13 protein-coding genes and 1 pseudogene are annotated in these 18296 nt (G+C 37.9%); 4 read left to right on the top strand and 10 right to left on the bottom strand.

Annotated elements, in window-relative coordinates; all coding sequences use genetic code 11:
- Window positions 1-371: 371 nt before the first annotated feature.
- A pseudogene (locus ACFILY_RS03440) lies at window positions 372-957 on the top strand (type ISP restriction/modification enzyme); the annotation flags it as partial.
- A gap of 997 nt (window positions 958-1954) precedes the next feature.
- Here the strand turns inward: ACFILY_RS03440 and ACFILY_RS03435 are convergent.
- Complete coding sequence (locus ACFILY_RS03435) at window positions 1955-3328, bottom strand: glutamate--cysteine ligase (RefSeq protein WP_375637516.1); 1374 nt, start codon at window positions 3326-3328, stop codon at window positions 1955-1957.
- 68 nt (window positions 3329-3396) lie between these two features.
- Window positions 3397-4140 (bottom strand): 16S rRNA (uracil(1498)-N(3))-methyltransferase, encoded by a 744-nt coding sequence (locus ACFILY_RS03430; protein ID WP_375631008.1) that lies wholly within the window; start codon window positions 4138-4140, stop codon window positions 3397-3399.
- 235 nt (window positions 4141-4375) lie between these two features.
- Here ACFILY_RS03430 and ACFILY_RS03425 point away from each other — a divergent pair, with 235 nt between their 5' ends.
- A complete protein-coding gene (locus tag ACFILY_RS03425; protein ID WP_273790383.1) occupies window positions 4376-4519 on the top strand; it encodes a hypothetical protein in 144 nt (47 codons plus the stop codon).
- 315 nt (window positions 4520-4834) lie between these two features.
- Here ACFILY_RS03425 and ACFILY_RS03420 read toward each other — a convergent pair whose 3' ends face one another.
- A complete protein-coding gene (locus ACFILY_RS03420; RefSeq protein WP_375637517.1) occupies window positions 4835-6715 on the bottom strand; it encodes an AsmA family protein in 1881 nt (626 codons plus the stop codon).
- A 316-nt stretch (window positions 6716-7031) separates the two neighbouring features.
- Between ACFILY_RS03420 and folD the strand changes: the two genes are divergently transcribed.
- Complete coding sequence (folD, locus tag ACFILY_RS03415) at window positions 7032-7931, top strand: bifunctional methylenetetrahydrofolate dehydrogenase/methenyltetrahydrofolate cyclohydrolase FolD (RefSeq protein ID WP_375623523.1); 900 nt, start codon at window positions 7032-7034, stop codon at window positions 7929-7931.
- Window positions 7932-7996: 65 nt separating this feature from the next.
- Here the strand turns inward: folD and edd are convergent, their stop codons facing one another.
- The 7 genes from edd to ACFILY_RS03380 all read right to left on the bottom strand — a co-directional run bounded on the left by edd (window position 7997) and on the right by ACFILY_RS03380 (window position 16528).
- The gene (edd, locus tag ACFILY_RS03410; protein ID WP_375637518.1) at window positions 7997-9820 is read right to left on the bottom strand and encodes a phosphogluconate dehydratase; all 1824 of its coding nucleotides are present in this window, start codon (window positions 9818-9820) and stop codon (window positions 7997-7999) included.
- A 56-nt stretch (window positions 9821-9876) separates the two neighbouring features.
- Window positions 9877-10629: a 6-phosphogluconolactonase gene (gene pgl / locus ACFILY_RS03405; RefSeq protein ID WP_375637519.1), complete on the bottom strand. Its 753-nt coding sequence runs from the start codon at window positions 10627-10629 to the stop codon at window positions 9877-9879.
- Window positions 10630-10639: 10 nt separating this feature from the next.
- Window positions 10640-12112 (bottom strand): glucose-6-phosphate dehydrogenase, encoded by a 1473-nt coding sequence (zwf, locus tag ACFILY_RS03400; protein ID WP_375637520.1) that lies wholly within the window; start codon window positions 12110-12112, stop codon window positions 10640-10642.
- A 120-nt stretch (window positions 12113-12232) separates the two neighbouring features.
- Window positions 12233-13516: an NAD(P)/FAD-dependent oxidoreductase gene (locus ACFILY_RS03395; RefSeq protein WP_375637536.1), complete on the bottom strand. Its 1284-nt coding sequence runs from the start codon at window positions 13514-13516 to the stop codon at window positions 12233-12235.
- An 11-nt stretch (window positions 13517-13527) separates the two neighbouring features.
- Window positions 13528-14955 carry a glutamine synthetase family protein gene (locus ACFILY_RS03390; protein ID WP_273790377.1) on the bottom strand — a complete coding sequence of 476 codons (1428 nt, stop codon included), beginning with the start codon at window positions 14953-14955 and terminating at the stop codon, window positions 13528-13530.
- 455 nt (window positions 14956-15410) lie between these two features.
- On the bottom strand, window positions 15411-15647 hold the full coding sequence (locus ACFILY_RS03385; RefSeq protein WP_273790442.1) for a class I SAM-dependent methyltransferase: 237 nt from the start codon (window positions 15645-15647) through the stop codon (window positions 15411-15413).
- Between the two features lie 197 nt (window positions 15648-15844).
- Window positions 15845-16528, bottom strand: a complete 684-nt coding sequence (locus ACFILY_RS03380) for a hypothetical protein (RefSeq protein ID WP_375645303.1) — start codon at window positions 16526-16528, stop codon at window positions 15845-15847.
- Between the two features lie 338 nt (window positions 16529-16866).
- On the opposite strand from ACFILY_RS03380, the gene ACFILY_RS03375 reads away from it, so the two are divergent.
- Window positions 16867-18288 (top strand): radical SAM protein, encoded by a 1422-nt coding sequence (locus ACFILY_RS03375; protein ID WP_375637522.1) that lies wholly within the window; start codon window positions 16867-16869, stop codon window positions 18286-18288.
- Window positions 18289-18296: the final 8 nt, after the last annotated feature.

The following is an 18296-nucleotide window of genomic DNA, read 5'->3' as shown; positions in this document are numbered from 1 at the left end:
GCACTCTCAATAGCTTTGATCAGCACTTCAAGTATAATTATTTTATTGAAAATACCTTTTATACATTCTTTCTTTGCTCTCAATGAAAGCTTTTTTATTTTTCAAAATTCTTTTATAGTCATAAAAAGGTTTTTAAAGACAACATGTTGATTTATAGTCATAATTTACTGTTTGCATATTAAATGAGAGTCCCGAATCACATAAGATTCTCTCATTTCAAACCTGTTTATCTTGAATCAATCAAAATCATTTGCTTGCACGTCACAAGCAGGGCAGATATGTGGATAAAAATGTATAAGAAAGGAGTAGAAATACCTCTTATGAAACGTCTTAATGCAAGAGTTGTCGAAACATTGAAGGGCGGAGCTTGAGCAGCAAATATAAATAATATGATTGCTTTTTATAATAGCGCAGTAAAACTTTTAACGATACCTATTCATATGCTGATCGAACAACACGTGCACGTGCTGTAGATAATTTTGTCATTTTAGATACAAAAAAGATAAGTTGGAGTTATAATGTTAAGCAAGAACTAATAAGAGGAAGGTTTTTGAATTTGAAGAGGCATGCCTCACGCAAAGTTCGTATCGCCCTTTTACACGACAATGGCTTTATTATAGTTGTATCTTCAATGATGGAGTTTATCAGATACCACATATATTCCCTATGGTGCCAGTAGTAGAAAATAGAGTAATACAAATTATAGGCATAGGAGCACGAAGCGTTTTTTCTGTGTTGATAGCTAAGAATTTGCCTAATCTAGATGCAATAGATACAGGTCAATGCTTTCCACGGTATCTTTATAAAAACGTTGAATCTCTGTAACTGATCGTGATGAGAAACAGTCCCTTTTATTTACAAATTCTACAGAAGAAAACACAACAGCTGGTTTACAGAGGCGTGATGCCATTACGGATGCACTTTAAAGCTGCTTATCCTAGTGAGAGCATAACAAAGGCGGTTACAAATTTCTAGATAATGAAAACAATGGAAAAGACTGAGGGTATATGATTAAAATGAGAGGCTTTAAGCCTACAAATATTATAAATTTTATGAATAGTACAGTTATAAAGCATTAAAAGAAGCTTTAAAAGAAGCTTTAAAGTAAATTTACAATATATGGGAGATAATTAATCGTCTATAATAAATTGCGCTCATACTGATAAAAATTATTCTGCTATAGAAATGTTGTTCTTTTTTGAATTTTTATGCGTATTCAAACACTCATTCGTTACAAGCTCAATCTCTTTATCTCTTTCATCTTTATCAAGAATAATAGTATTTTAATATAATAACCCCTTTGCATACAAATAGTTATTTCTTATCTATGAATAGCTTATAATTTCACATAACCCTATGAAGATAATATTTTTATTTATTAATATTTAATGATGTAATTAACACATTCATTCTATATATTATCATCTTTATTTCTATCTATTTATATAATATATTTCTTTTTTCTATAAAAATAAGCTTGAGTTATACATACATAGATCTATCGGTATTTTTTCTACTGTCTTTTTAGCGCACTGAAAGATTGATATCATAATTTTTGTATAATAAAATGCTCTTTCATATAAGCATCGTATATTGAATTATAATAATTGACTATTAACCGCAAATTATATTTTTTTATCCCTTTTAAAAGTGAAAAATATTATTTTCAGACCTATTCATAAGTAGATGAGCCAAGTGAATAAAAAATGTTTGATAATAAGCTTTATCTCTTATGAACTATCTTTAGTACAAAGGGACAACATTACGATTACGGAAATATCGTGATATTATTGGGTATAAAAATCACACTGCCCAAGAGATTTTTGTATTGTATCCTTTCCGTTATGAGAAATGTTAAAAGCAAGGTAGGATATGCTCTCTAGAGCAAATGAGTGAATGAACCACCACGGTTATATGCATTTTTAAAAAAGTAGGAAGTATCTTTGCTTCAAATTTAATAGGCACATTCTAAAAATAAAGGTTCTACCGACTCATTCCAAATAGAATAGTAATGGGACAAAAATTTTTCAGCATCTGTTTGTCCCATTGCAACAACCTCTTCTAGAGGATTAAGAAAATTTGTTTCATCAAAACCATTCGTATCATACTGTTTGCGATTTTTTAAGCCTTTGCGAGCAATAGCGAGAGATTGACGTGCTAACTCTAAAAGAATAGTTTGACGAAAAGGAGTTTTTAACCCTTCTTTAGGAACGCGTTGGCGCAACTCTAAAACTTCTTCAAAACACCAATCTTTTGTCAAAGCCTCTGCCTCATTAAGTGCTTCCCTATCATAAAGAAGCCCAACCCAAAAAGCCGACAACGCACAAATGCGCTTCCAAGAACCGCAATCAGCTCCCCTCATTTCTAAAAATCTTTTTAAGCGGACTTCAGGAAATAACGTTGATAAGTGATTAATCCAATCTCCCATGTTTGGAATTGAATTTGCAACTTGTCCTTTTAATGCTCCATTCATAAACTGACGAAACGTTATGTGTGTACAATCATAGTAACGACCATCACGCACAACAAAATACATTGGAACATCAAGGGCCCATTCAACATAATCAACAAAACCAAAACGCTCAGAAAATATAAAGGGAAGAACGCCTGTCCTCTGATTATCCGTATTACGCCAAATTTCAGAACGCCACGACAAAAAGCCATTTGGGCGCCCTTCTGTAAAAGGTGAACTTGCAAATAATGCTGTTGCAATGGACTGTAGCTTCATGGACACTTGCATTTTTCGCCGCATATCACTTTCAGATGAAAAATCAAGATTAACCTGAACTGTTGATGTGCGATACATCATATTAAGACCATTATACCCCACTTTAGGCATATAATCAGTCATAATCTGATAACGTGATTTAGGCATTCGCGGCGTTTCAGCTAAAGTCCACTTTGGACTAGCTCCAAGACCTAGAAAACCTATACCCAATGGTTCTGCAATTTTTTTGAGAAGAGTTAAATGCTCCATCAACTCGTAATATGTATGGCCTACTGATTTTAATGGTGCACCAGATAATTCAAATTGTCCCCCAGGTTCCAAAGAAATGGCTCCCTGATCAACTGATCCTACGAGCCCAATAATATTCTCTTCATCTAAAATAGGTTTCCATCCTAAGGCGCTTTGCATCCTCTCTAAAAGCGCTCGGATTCCCCTCTCTCCTTCATAAGGAACAGGGTGAAAACCATCTCTATAAAACGGAAATTTTTCATGTTCTGTACCAATGCGCCAATCATCTTCTGCTTTATACCCCCCTTGGAAATAGCTAACCAAAGAATCTAAGTTATAAATTTCACTTTCATCAGTTATATCAAGCGCCATAACTCATCGTATCCTATAATTGGTATCATCATCTTAAATGAATTGTTTAGAATGATTTTACAGATTTCTCAATCCATTGCCCAATCCCCCACGGTAGCATTAAGAAGAGCCAAAGCAGCAACAGCGGCAGTGTCAGCGCGTAAAATACGCGGACCTAATGATATTGGAACCACAAAAGGATGTTTTTTTAAAAAGCTCCGCTCTTCTTCACTAAAGCCACCTTCCGGTCCAATAAGAATACCAGGTGTTGTAACGTCACGCTTTTTAAAAGAAGCTAATGGATTATGCGATTTATGCTCTTCATCACAAAAGAATAAAGGCTGTGTCTTATCCCACCGTGCTAAAAGTTCTGCTAATGATAGAGCAGAGACGCATTCAGGAAGAGATAAAATTCCACACTGTTCAGAAGCTTCAATAACATTGGCTTCCATACGCGCCATATTGATACGCGTAACCTGCGTATGATGCGTCATAACAGGCTGCAAAATCGACACCCCCATTTCAACAGCTTTCTGCACCATATAATCCAACCGCGCGTTTTTGAGTGGAGAAAAGCAATAAATAAGATTGGAATGCGTCGTTTGTAATCTTTCTTGATGGATAAGCTGAACCACAACAAATTTTTTCTTAATAGCGATAAGTTTAGCAAGCCACTCACCATCCTGTCCATTAAAAAGTAAAATTTCTGCTCCTTCTTTCATACGCAAAACATGCACAAGATAAGAAGCTTGTGCCCCCTCTATCTTTATTTCTTCATTCAAAGCCAATGTCTGTCTGATAAATAATCTTTTAAGTTTATAATTTATGCGCATAAAAATTTTGCCAAAGCTCACTATCGTCATCGAGAAAATGAAGAAAAATATATAGCAAAAAGAAAAAATTATATCTATAGAACTATAATATATTAAAGAATTATAGAGTTTTTTTAGCTTTATGAGATAATAATAGGAACTTATAGATCCTTAAGTGATTCTGCTTTCATAAAAGTTTAAATAATGCACCATTCATCTTTGCATTCAGTCATTGATGCATCCGTGGAGGAAAAATATGTCTGCTAAAAAAGCTACAATTATTACGATTACAACCCTCTTAGCCTTTATTTTGATTACAGTGGGAATTGGTTCTGTTGGAGCAGACGGGAAGCATACAATTACCAAAGATGGCTATGGTATTTCTTCTGCGATTCAATAAGCACTGGCCAACATCCTCCTTAAAATTTTAATGTTTTTTAGCAACTTTTCTAAGATTTGCATCAATATTATGAATCTCTTGTATTTGAGAGATTCCATAAGAAGGATTTTTATTCTTCTCTTCAGTCATTTATCTATATCAACCACACTTATTATGACGGAGAGGACGGTTTTTACTGCTTCACGACGAACGGACTTAAAATGAGAGAATCTTTCGATAATGGGAGTTCTGATTTAAATTTAAAAGACAATTTTAAGTTGCAAAAAAACGAATTACCATTATAGGATAGAATATTATACAGATGAAAAACGATACTCAATCTGCGTCAATGTCTTTTGTAACCCAAAAATTACCATGATTTTGTCCTTTAGAGCTTAGAGAAAATGTAAAAGGCCATGCAAGGCTATTAGCAAGACATTGGACGTCTTTACATAAAGTTTCTGATCTATAGTTTTTGTCTAGTTGTGCCTGTAATATCAGTTCATTTTGCTTCCCTTGCGCAATAGCAGCTGCAATGGTTCCTTGAATGGATAAGCTCAAGTCTGCTGTACGCATTAATGACTCTGTCACCTTCATCATACCTTCTGAAAAGCTTGTCTGAATATCCCAGTGATCAAATGTTGTTGAAAAAGTATCATTATTCATTAAAAGAAATTGTTGTTTATTTGAAAGTCTTGTTTGTAATTCATTCAGATCATACCCTAATAGCCGACCAGAAGACATCTTCAGTGTTAATTCACCCTGCATTTTCGTGAAAATTTCTGGCCAAGAATCAGCAAGTGTTCGTACCGTTGCAGTAAAATTCGTTTTGCTTTGTATAAATGGAATAAATCCCAAGGTTTCTAAAGTCTCCTGCATATCAATAGAAGCGCCTGAAATATTTCCTCCAATACGCACTCTCTGTCCAGCTGACGTAACTTCAATATTACTTTGCACGGATCCACCAAAAATATTAGCATGTCCAAGATCAAAAATACCATGCCCATCTCTTATTTGTATTGCAGCAGCTAAATTTGTGAGTGAAATATTTCCTATTTTAGCTTGTGGCGCAGAAAGTCGTATATCCACGCCAATACGATCAAAAGTTCTCATGTCAAAGCAGGCATTTTTCTTTTTGCCTGAAAAAAATATTGAACTCAAGAGGCTAAGGTCTAGGTTATCAAAAGCTAAAGAGCCCATGACATTTGGTACATAATCTTGAAAATCGAGTTTTAAAGCTCCTCGCGCATTGGCTTTTCCCATCGTAAATGTAACATTGTTCATTTGGATATGCATTGGCTGCGCTAAAAAATGAGATTCCCATACAATGGGTATTTTTAATTTATGTCCCCAAAACTGATTTCCACCAACCCAAGACAATGTCTGATTCCATCCAGGAGAACGCATCGATACTTTTCCGTCAAAAATATAATATTCAGATAACCGAGCCTTTCCTGTAAAAGTTATTCCCCCACGTACAGAATTGAGACTTGCCCTAATATGACTTTTGCCTCCTGCAAGAAGCAACAATGCTTGAGAAGCATCAATTGATAACTTTGTAAATTCTCCACGCCAACGCGCATCTGCGCGTAACCGTACTTCCTGAGTTGATTTCGGACAATCTAAAGTTGCATTTAATCCTGTTATTTTTTCTGCTGCTCCTGAAAAACTATCGTGATACACAAGAACACCATTTTTAATGACAATCCGCCCAAAAGGTTGTTTTAAAAGTTGCTCTATCTCTGGATGTTCAGGATTATGTTTTAATATTTCACGCGTATTACGTATTGCCAACCCTAATGCACCTTGTGAGCGAGAAAACCGATCAAAAAAATCTGCTATTGTTTTAACAGGCTTTTCCATAACAAATTGAGGACGCATAATCCGCGTCTCTGAAAAAGAAATATGTCCCCAAAGAAGATCGACGACAGAAAGATCAACTTCTATTGATTCAGCTTCCATTAATGGCGCAACATCATCCATTTTTGATGTTAAAGTAACGCCAGAAAGAAATGCTTTAGGATAAGGAAAAAGATGTAATCGCGGTGGATCACGCAATTGCACATTGTAACCCGTCCATGCACTCAAATCCTGCGCTAAACGAATACGAATCGCATCTGTAGAGATAAGATAAGGTAAAACGAGAATCCCCACTCCCAATAAAAAGATAATTGTAATAAAAATTCCGCTCAAAAGTTTTATTATTCTGATGCGCACAATATCCCTCTATACTTATCCCCCTATAACAGATTAAAAACAAACTTAAATGATCATAAAAAGTTTTTATAACCCTATAATTCACTATATCCACTTTGTATCTTCATTATTTTTGTTCTTTATCCAAAATTTATTCAAACAGCAATGTTGCTGCTTCTTTATAAAGCAATTATTTAAAAGTCTTCAAAACTATAAATCCACAACATTATAAAACCATTCTTACTGTTCTCATATGAATATTGCTATAAAACTCTATCGTATTATTAGAAAATGCTTTACAAAAAAAAACAAACAGCCTTACCGAAAGGATCTCTGAATGAATAATATTATCGACGGAAAAAAACTTGCTGAAGAGATTATTGTGAAAGTTAAGGCCGAAACAACAAAGCTCCGCCATCACTATAATATACAACCTAGTATCGCTGTTATTATCGTTGGAGATGATCCTGCAAGTCAAGTATATGTCGCCTCAAAAAATAAAAAAGCCGAAGAATGTGGGTTTCTTTCAATCAAACATGCCGTTTCCAAAGAAACACAAGAAAAAGAACTCCTTCAACTTATTGCAACATTAAATTCTGATCCCAAAATTCATGGTATTTTGGTACAGCTGCCTCTCCCTGCTCATATGAATACAAATCGCATAACACAAGCCGTTGCTTTCCAAAAAGATGTTGATGGTTTTCATTATATTAATGTAGGAAAACTCGCGGCAAATGCACTTGAAGATGCAATTATTCCCTGCACTCCAGCTGGTGCCATGATGATGATTGAACAACATTGTGGGCAAGATTTATCTGGACTTGATGCTGTCGTTGTTGGACGCTCTAATATTGTTGGAAAACCTATGGCTGCCCTTTTAACAGCAGCCAATGCCACTGTGACAATTGCCCATAGTCGTACCCGTGACCTTGATGATGTGTGTCGAAGCGCTGATATTCTAGTAGCAGCTGTAGGCCGCCCACAAATGATTAAAAAAGACTGGATAAAAGATGGTGCAATTGTTATTGATGTCGGTATTAACCGCGTTGCTGCACCAGAAAAAGGTATAGGGAAAACACGTCTTGTTGGTGATGTCGATTTTGAAAACGTAAAAGAAAAAGCTGCTGCGATCACCCCTGTTCCAGGAGGCGTTGGACCAATGACAATTGCCATGCTTATGGTTAATACACTCAAAGCTGCTGCGCGATCACACAATCTGCCTATACCAAAATTCTAAGAATTGTAACAATTCCTTGTATATGGTTTCCTTGTATATGATTCAGCTTATTATTTTTGCATTTTTCATGTCATAAAAACAGATGCCCCTTGATCTGCACGATTAACGGATTGACGAAAAATATGAAAAAGTTCGCGTCCAACACCATGTTCGTTTTTTGAAAGATCTGGAGGTATGATTTGTCGCGCGTTAAATTTTGCTAAATCCTCCAAAAGAGTTAATTTACCCTCATGAGCATCAAGAAAAACAATATCACCATCCTGCAAACGTGCAATGGGGCCATTATCCACTGCTTCTGGTGTCACATGGAGGGCAGCAGGAATTTTTCCTGACGCTCCTGACATACGCCCATCGGTTATCAATGCTACCTTTTGACCGCGATCTTGTAAAACGCCTAAAATGGTCGTTAATTTATGAAGCTCTGGCATACCATTGGCTTTTGGTCCTTGATAGCGAATAACAGCGATAAAGTCTTTATTATGCAACACTCCAGATTTAAAAGATTTTTGTAGTTCCTCTTGATCATTAAAAACAAAGACTGGTGCTTTAATCTGCCAATACTCTGGTTTAACAGAGGAAACTTTTATAATAGCTGTTCCCAAATCTCCTGATAAAACACGAAGACCACCATCAGACTGAAATGGCTTTCTCCACCCTGCTAACACCTTATGATCACCACTTTCCTTAAGAGCCGCTTCACGCACCACATGACCATCAGTAGAAAGCTTTGCTTCAATTGCATAAGCATTGAGATCTTTACCAAAAACCGTAGAAACATCTTCATGGACCAAGCCTGCCTCGATAAGCTCGCGAATAATAAATCCCATTCCCCCCGCAGCATAAAAATGGTTAATATCTGCTAAACCGTTAGGATAAATGCGCGCTAAAAGAGGCACAACGGATGAAATTTCTGCAATATCATGCCATGTCAATTTAATACCGCAAACAGCAGCCATAGCAATCAAATGAATCGCATGATTGGTAGAACCTCCTGTTGCATTTAATCCTACAATGGCATTCACAAAAGAACGCTCATCAATGATCATACCAAGTGGACTATAATGATCACCAAGATCTGTCATTTCAAGTACACGTTTCGTAGCTTCTTTTGTTAAAGCATCACGCAACGGTGTATTAGCATTAATAAAAGAAGCTCCAGGCATATGAAGCCCCATCATCTCCAGTATCACCTGATTAGAGTTAGCTGTTCCATAAAATGTACATGTTCCTGGCCCATGATAAGAACGTGCTTCTGATGCTAGAAGTGTTTGGCGATCTATTTTATTTTCCGCGTAAAGTTGACGTATCTTCGCTTTTTCATCATTACCTTGACCACTCGTCATGGGACCAGCTGCTATAAAAATTCCTGGTAAATGACCAAATGTTAGTGCACCAATCAATAAACCTGGTACAATTTTATCACACACCCCAAGATACAATGCTGCATCAAAGACATCGTGTGATAAGCTTATAGCTGTCGCCATTGCAATTACTTCACGCGAAAAAAGGGAAAGCTCCATCCCCGCATTTCCCTGCGTAACACCATCGCACATCGCGGGAACACCACCTGCAACCTGTGCAACACCACCAACCATACGGGCCGACTCTTTAATTAAGTGAGGAAATTTTTCAAAAGGTTGATGCGCTGAAAGTATATCGTTATATGCCGTGATAATGCCAATATTCCCAACAATATTTCCCTTCAAACGCTCTTTATCTATTGCACCACAAGCAGCAAAGCCATGCGCCTGATTGGCACATCCTAAAAAACTTCGTTTGGGGCGATGAACTTGTGCTTTTGCAATACGATCTAAGTAAATTTCTCGTGTTGATTGAGACCGTTCATAAATCCTTCGTGTAACTGTGGCAATTGTCTTGGAAAGTGCCATATTTCTCTCCCCCTTTCATTGTTGCTGCCCCTCATTCATTGAGAGAGATTATGTTTTTATTCACCTTGTGTCGCATATTTTGATTCACTTATTTCATTTTCTGCAGGCGACCAATAAACCTGAACGAGATGAGGGGAATTACGCAAAATTGCCCGAATAGGCATTTCTATTTCAGCCCCGTCTTGACAAGCCTCTTCAAAACAATCGCGTTTCTGAAAACCTTCAAAATGGAGAATAATACAACGAGATTGCATAATAACTGGCAAAGTTAGTGAGAGTCTTGGCTCAACAGCACTCTTAGCATGAAGGGGTAAAACAAGTGCTTGTGTTCGTAAATCAAGCGCTTGCTTTAAACGATCAGCATCAGGAAAAAAAGAAGCCGTATGTCCATCCTGCCCCATTCCTAAAACAACAACATCAAAGGGTTTAGGCAAAGTATTAACACGACTCGCCGCTGAAAAAGCAGCAAGTTCAGCAGTAATTGCTTTATGATAAAGCCCTACAAAACGTGCTTTTTCGGCAAAATTTTGTAACAAATGACACCGTACCATATGTTCATTTGAACGTTCATCGTGTGTAGGGACAAAACGTTCATCGACCAAAGTGATAATAATATTTTGCCAATCAATATCCGCTTTTGACAAATAATGAAAAAACAATGCTGGTGTTTTACCACCAGACACCGCTAAAACTGCTCTCTTGCGCTCAAGAACAGATACACTAAGCTCTGCGGCTACTCGATCTGCCAATGCCAAGGCTAAAGTCTGAGGGGTTTCAAAATCTAAACGGTCAATATTCATTCTATACATACTTATTGCTCTAAACTAAATTGTTCCATATACGCCCATCACGTTCCATGAGGCTCATCGAAGCAGACGGCCCCCACGAACCAGCATTATAACTGTGAACAGGCTGTTTTATTGCTTCCCACCCCTCAATGATTGGATCAATCCAACGCCAAGCAGCCTCAACTTCATCACGACGCATAAACAGTGTTTGATCTCCACGAATAACATCCATTAATAAACGTTCATAAGCATCAGGATTACGTTCAGAAAATGCGGAAGCAAAACTCATGTCTAATGGAATGTGACGAAACCGCATACCGCCATAACTTGGATCCTTAATCATCAACCATTGTTTTACACCTTCATCAGGTTGGAGACGAATTACAAGCCGATTAGAAAAAATTTCATCTAAATCCACATTAAAAATATTATGAGGAATAGGTTTAAAAACCACAACAATTTCAGACATTCTCGTGAACATGCGCTTACCTGTTCGTAAATAAAAAGGCGTATTAGCCCAACGCCAGTTATCAATCTTAACCTTAAGGGCTACAAATGTTTCGCTCTTACTCACTCTTCCCAAATCATCAAAATAAGACTCTACAGATATACCATTTGATAGACCAGAAAGATACTGCCCACGTACAGTATGCTGCCCTACATTATGGACATCAAGCGGTGTTAAAGAATGTAAAACTTTAAGTTTTTCATCACGTACAGCATTAGCACTGTTGGTAAATGGTATTTCCATCGCAACCAAACAAAGTAATTGTAGCATATGGTTTTGAACCATATCGCGTAAAGCACCAGTGCTTTCATAATATTCTGTACGCCCTTCTAACCCTAAAGATTCAGCAACGGTTATTTGAACATGATCAATATAATTGGAGTTCCATAGCGGTTCATAAAGTGTATTAACAAACCGCAATGCCATTAAATTTTGAACAGTTTCCTTCCCAAGATAATGATCAATACGAAAGATCTGCTCTTCATTAAAGGCGCTTGCAAATACATCATTAAGTGAAACCGCTGTTTTTACATCGCAACCAATTGGTTTTTCAATGATAATCCGTGTTTGTGGTGTCACCAAATCATTTTTTTCCAACTTCATCGCAATATCAGCAAAAAGTGACGAACCAACAGCCAAATAAAAAGCTCGAATATCCGCTGAATCTTGTGACAGAAGGAGGGCTAAATCCTCCCACCCTCGATTTGAGGAAACATCAACAGAAACGTAAGTTAAACGTGCAAGAAAACGATTGAGTTCTGTTGAATTTAGATCTTTTGGATGGATATGTTTTTCTAAAGAAATGCGGACAAAATTTTGATATTCTTCACGACTTAAGGAAGTGCGCGAAACCCCAATAATACGTGTTGGCTCACTGAATTGCCCAGCACACTGACAATGATACAAAGCCGGCAAAAGCTTGCGCAACGCCAGATCACCATTGCCACCAAAAACAATACAATCAAAGGAAGAAACTGGAATAATTTTACGCACCATGAACTTGTTTATTTTTCTATTCGATTATGAAATCCCATATCACTTATAAAAGCTTTCATCATTAAAGCAGACAGATACTAAATAAGCCATTAATTTTCTTCATTTCAAGCAATGTTTCCATTAAAGGCGATCCAATAAAGAAAACCAACGCATTGCTAAAAATATAAGCGGATAACGCAAAACTCTTCCCCCCGGAAAAGATGAAATCTTTAAGTCTTGGAAATAGGAAAAACGTTCATATTTTCCAGTTAACCATTCTGCGTATAATTTTCCCACGAAAGGAGCCAGCATAACGCCATGCCCTGAATAACCACCACAATAAGTCATCCTTGAAAAAATTTGGCGAACATAGGGCATGCGTTCAACTGTGATGGCAACCGTTGCTCCCCACCGATGGCTTAAATTGATAGAATGTAATTGAGGATAAATTTCAACAATTTGCCGTTTTATACGTTCATCTAAATTTAGAGGATGCTTATTATCATAACTTTCTACACCACCAAATAAGAGACGATTATCAATGCTTTTGCGAAAATAGCGAACCATAAAACGGGAATCATCAACCGATTCCCCCCCTATAAGAATTGAACTATGCTTTGGTAATGGGTCCGTTGCTCCAATATAAGAGCGAATAGAAACAATATTTTTTTCAATAAAACGCTCCAGACCAAGTTTATACCCATTTGTTGCAAGTAAAACATGCTCTGCTGTTACACTGCCTTTTTCTGTTATTACTTTCCAATGTGCTCCCTTGCGCCTTACGGTCGTTACTTGTGACTTCTCATAAAGCTTAGCACCAGCATCTTGTGCTCTTTTTGCCAACCCAATAATCAATTTTAAGGGATTTATATGACCGGTATCCGCATCATAAATACCACCACAATAAAAAGTTGATCCAAGTCGCTCAAATGTTTCAGCCTTATCCATAAAAGTAAGCGCGTGATAGCCATAACGCTGCATCGCCTCAATATGCCGTTGATAAGAGAGAAGCTCACGCCTTTTATGAGTTACAGAAAGCTGTCCTCCTATCAAATCACACGGACAATTAGGCATTGCGCATAAAGCTAAAATATCTCTTTTAGCTTCTTCTGCCAAATCAAACAGAGCCTTACTTCGCTCAAAACCATACTTTTTTTCTAATGTTTCTACCCATTGCCGTTGCCCTGTTCCCAGCTGTCCACCATTGCGCCCTGAAGCACCATCACCAAAACGTGATGCTTCAAATAAAACAACATCTACTCCAGCTTTGGCTAAATGATAAGCAGCCGAAAGACCCGTAAATCCGCCTCCAATAATGACCACATCACACTGTCTGTTTTCACAAAAAGAAGGATACGATGGACGTTCTCTTAAAGCATCTTCATACCAAGAAATTCCTGGAGAAATTGAATTATAATCAATCATCGTCATAAAATTTAAACATTCAGCAGGAGATATTCACGCTCCCACGGACTGATTACTTCCATAAAAGTTTCAAACTCTTGGCGTTTGATTGCAGCATAAGTACTGACAAACACATCCCCTAAAATAGCACGTATCACTGTATCTTGTTCAAACAAATTGACTGCCTCAATGAGTCCACGCGGCAACTCAATATTATCAGCGTTTACATTATTTGTCGCTGGCTCATCCGGCTCAATTTTTTGTTGCAAACCAATAAGACCACACGCTAAAGAAGCTGCAAGGGCTAAATAAGGATTCGCATCTGATGAAGGAAGTCTATTCTCAACACGCCGCGCTTGAGGAGCAGAACGAGGAACTCGAAAAGCTGTAGTACGATTATCATATCCCCATCGCAAATTAACAGGAGCCGAATTATCAGGAACAAGACGTCGATAAGAATTCACATAAGGTGCAAGCATCACAAGTACCCCTGGCATATGTTTTTGCAATCCACCAATAAAATGGCGAAAACAGATACTTTCTTCACCATTTTCCTGTGTAAAAATATTCATACCGGTTTTCTTATCAACAACCGATTGGTGAATATGCATAGCAGAACCCGGCTGCCCTTGAATGGGTTTTGCCATAAAAGTTGCATACATATTATGTTTTAGTGCTGCTTCACGAATTGTTCGTTTAAACATAAAAACTTGATCCGCTAACTCAATAGGATCACCATGACGTAAATTAATTTCAAACTGACCTGCTCCTTCTTCATGAATGAGGGTATCAATTTCCAATCCTTGTGCCTCTGAAAATTGATAAATATCATCAATCAAATCATCAAATTCATTCACACCAGCAATGGAATACCCCTGTCCACCACCAATTGAACGTCCAGAACGACCAACCGGTGGAACTAACGGATAATCAGGATCGGGATTTTTTTGTACCAAATAAAACTCAATTTCTGGTGAAACAACAGGGCTTAAACCCATTTTTGTGTAAAAGTGAACCACCGTTCGTAAAACATTGCGTGGTGTGTAATCCACAACCTGACCATTTTGATACACAAGATCACAAATCACCTGTGCCGTAGGAGCATCTTCCCATGGAACAATGCTTAACGTAGAAAGATCAGGCTCAAGGCGTAAATCACCATCTGCTTTAGGATATTCAAAACCATGACCATCTTCCGGATAATCCCCTGAAATTGTTGCCATAAAAACTGCTGAAGGCAATGCCAATGATGTTTCCGATGTAAATTTTTTAGAAAGCATCATCTTGCCCCGTGGTACCCCTGCTTGATCAGGCGTAATACATTCAATATCCTCTACCTTACGGAAAGCAAGCCATTGTGAAACTTGTTCCCAATTGTGCACACCACGTAAACTTTTGAGAAAACGAGAAACAGGTTTAAAATTCTTACTTTTCGTTTGTTTACCATTTTTTACATCCATAACATACCAACTTTAAAAACAATCAAGTCCTATTCTTATTGTATCAGCCCATGCATAAACGACACGAAAAAAATTTATCAACTGATATTTTGAATAATACTATAAGATCCATCAAGGTAAAAGAACTTTACGCTCAACAAGCTATCCTATCACCATAGTGAAAAAAATGATATTGCACGCGATACATCGGTGCTAACCTTCTCCTTATATAAAACAGCGAGAAATACCATATTGTACGTAACCTAATTCCGATTCAAATAATCATATATAAGCAAACATTGGTGAGAATAATAAAGGCGAGATATTTAATTTCCTTTTGGTTGTCGCAATGCTTAATTAAAAGAAAGGAAACTTTTCTTTTAATATGAAGCAAGTTTTGTAACTCTATTGTTATCCACATAGAAGTAAACACCCTAGTCATGGTGAGTAGCCTTTACAGCTGTGCTTACAAACACTCACCCCGCCATAATATGCGTAAATGTATTTTCAGGATAAGACATACGCTCAGCATTTCCGACATGAAACTTAACCATCGCCTGCATAACAGAGCTATCAACCTTGTTCTGAGCGAATGGTACAAACTCTGCACTTATATCAATTTCCACCGCTTGACATTGCACTTCGCACACAATATTTAGAGCTGAGAATCCAGTAGAGCATACCAAATCCAATAGATAGGAATTTTTGCTAATTGCGCCATGCGTGATCCAACATTTGATAGTCTCCAGCCCACTAGGAGGTGTGTTATTTATATCTAAAAAGCCAAAAAATCAGGATATGAGAACACAATAATATCAATTTCCTTTGAACTAAAGTCCTTCATCGTCGATCTTCCACCATCGTAAAATCTTTTTTGTATCAGTTGCTTTCACATACTTTGACTTATGACCTAGTGATACTGTGCAGATTGAGTACACATCCCCAGAGCCCAGATTGTAATTAAGTTCGTACCACTCTGCTCTTTTATAGAAAATAAATAACCATAATCTTCAGATATAATATGCCTAGATTCAATAATTACCGTAAGCTTATGTAAATCACAACCCAATTGTGATAATGCCTCATAAATTTTACGAGGGTATTCGTCATTGATCGTCACGGCATCGCAGAATGCTGTGGAAGTCGGATATCCCCCGCCTAGACTGATAAAACTTTTTTGATCCTTCAATGCGTAAATATCCTTTCCAGCCTTAGTTAAGGTGGATACTATTAACTCAGTCGAATTCAAATTAGAGCCCACATGCAAAGGCGCCCCATTAAGCCTAATCCTATTGGATTCTAGCAAAGATAATGCGGCACGTAACTCCGCCGCAGTCATACCAAAACGCAATCTATCCCCGTTTGCCAGTACATGGCACAATCTCAATGAGATTTTAGGCAATATGTCAAAATGGCGGGCAAGAGCGATGATGTCATGTAATTCGATAATATTATCACACTGGACATTTATATGTTTTCTAATAGATAATTCTATCTCTTCTCGAAGTTTTACAGGGATATCAAAAAATATATATCTACCTTTAAAATCATCTTTTTGCACTAATGATATTTCATAACCAGACGCAAATTCCAAGTCCCAGCAACATAACAATGATGCCCCGCACGTCCATTAAAATACCCTGCTTTTTCTCGCCCTAGGCATTCATAGCCCGACCACGTAAAACAGGATACCAATTACAATATCAGACCATAAGGCTGCAAGAGAAAGTTCTTTTATATTTTTATCTTTACATTGCCTCTTAAACAAGCTCGCCTGTTCATATAAGAAGTTATATGTATAATACATATAACTTCTACAAAAGGAGGATTCATTATGTTCCGTGAAAATCTTTGGTAATACACTCGGGTGATTGGGTCACCAGTCGCCCGTCAATAATATAGTGCGAGTTAAGAAATTGGGGGAGGTAAGTTATGCAACTCGTGGATCATCCTTTTGTGAAGTTCGACCAACTCAAGACGATTTACAACTTCACATATCCGTTATTTCGCACTATTTCAAATGAATTTTACGATTACCTAGACTTTAATAAACTAGCGCACAGTAAGCAAATTCCACAAGCGCGTACCATTTCTCTTTATTTGCATATTCCCTTTTGCGAAACCATCTGTTCCTTCTGTCCCTTTCAGAAAGGAGCCTACAAGCACGTTAAGCAAATCGAATCTTATATGTCAGCGCTTACCACAGAGATCAGAGCCAAAGGAAATTTCATTCGCTCGCTTAGAGGGCCCATCCGCAGCATCTATATAGGGGGCGGCACACCGTCGCTCTTGTCCGCAGATAATATCCGCCACATCGGAAAAGTATTGCATGCTGAATTTGAGCTCTCTTCCTTAGCCGAATTTACACTGGAAAGCAAACCGAAGAGCGTCACACGTGATAAACTTTATGCTGCCCGTGAGATCGGCGTTAACCGGATCAGCTTCGGTATACAGAGTTTCATTGAGCGTTTCCGATCATTGTTTAACCTCACCTCAACACGTGAACAAATCAACAATACCATGGCTTGGTCACAAGAGATAATTGGGACATGTCGGTTTCGACCTACTATATGGCAGCACAGCCAGCAAGCCGAAGAACTATTATACGATTTGAAGCAAGCCAGCGAGCTTCATCCTGAAACCATCAACCTCTATGCAATCAACAATCTGGCTATCACGTCGCAACTGCATAAGTCTTACGTACCAAAAGGGCTAAAGTCATCCAGCCTACAGCATCGACAGATGCTTCGATTATTTAGCGATATCGTTATGCGCAGCTGCTGCTATGCGCCGTGTAATGGGCATTCCTATATCAAAATTGCCAATAACACTCCTCTAACGCTCGCTAAAACGAGTTCAGCTAATTATTTCCGCTATCACAAATATTTGTATGGTTATCATGACGATTATGTGGTTGGCTTCGGGGCGTCAGCACTGTCGATTCTCGGCTCACTCGTCACACGAGCCAATCCCAGTCGAAGCGGATACATTACCGACATACAACTTAAAGGCAAATCCAAAGTATACTACAATTGGGTATCAGCGGAGCAACAAGCCTCCAAAGCTTTGTGTATGCGGCTACCTTATAACGGCTATGCCAAAAAAGAAAGAATTGACTGGACCGCACTCCCCTCTTTCGTATACAATAACCTACAACAGCTCATAGGTGCAGGTCTCATCGTAGAAAGTGATAACGATCTCCAGCTGACTCAGCGTGGTTGGCAATGGTATTCCAACCTTATGTATTTTCTTCTACCTCAGGCAGATAGGAATATCTTGGACGGCTATGTCGCAAACATGCTGAATACAACCGCCGTACTTGATGGAACAGCGGAAACCTGTATGGCATCTTAAGGAGAAAA

It is taken from the genome of Bartonella sp. CL25QHWL (genome assembly GCF_042195335.1).
Lineage (GTDB): Bacteria > Pseudomonadota > Alphaproteobacteria > Rhizobiales > Rhizobiaceae > Bartonella.
This window is presented reverse-complemented; position numbering and strand designations above follow the sequence as displayed.

Bases quoted from the DNA above. Each gene is read 5' to 3' on its own strand.
- ACFILY_RS03435 (WP_375637516.1), bottom strand. From the start codon at position 3,328: ATGGCGCTTGATATAACTGATGAAAGTGAAATTTATAACTTAGATTCT.
- ACFILY_RS03430 (WP_375631008.1), bottom strand. From the start codon at position 4,140: ATGCGCATAAATTATAAACTTAAAAGATTATTTATCAGACAGACATTG.
- ACFILY_RS03425 (WP_273790383.1), top strand. From the start codon at position 4,376: ATGTCTGCTAAAAAAGCTACAATTATTACGATTACAACCCTCTTAGCC.
- folD (WP_375623523.1), top strand. From the start codon at position 7,032: ATGAATAATATTATCGACGGAAAAAAACTTGCTGAAGAGATTATTGTG.
- edd (WP_375637518.1), bottom strand. From the start codon at position 9,820: ATGGCACTTTCCAAGACAATTGCCACAGTTACACGAAGGATTTATGAA.
- pgl (WP_375637519.1), bottom strand. From the start codon at position 10,629: ATGTATAGAATGAATATTGACCGTTTAGATTTTGAAACCCCTCAGACT.
- zwf (WP_375637520.1), bottom strand. From the start codon at position 12,112: ATGGTGCGTAAAATTATTCCAGTTTCTTCCTTTGATTGTATTGTTTTT.
- ACFILY_RS03395 (WP_375637536.1), bottom strand. From the start codon at position 13,516: ATGATTGATTATAATTCAATTTCTCCAGGAATTTCTTGGTATGAAGAT.
- ACFILY_RS03390 (WP_273790377.1), bottom strand. From the start codon at position 14,955: ATGGATGTAAAAAATGGTAAACAAACGAAAAGTAAGAATTTTAAACCT.
- ACFILY_RS03375 (WP_375637522.1), top strand. From the start codon at position 16,867: ATGCAACTCGTGGATCATCCTTTTGTGAAGTTCGACCAACTCAAGACG.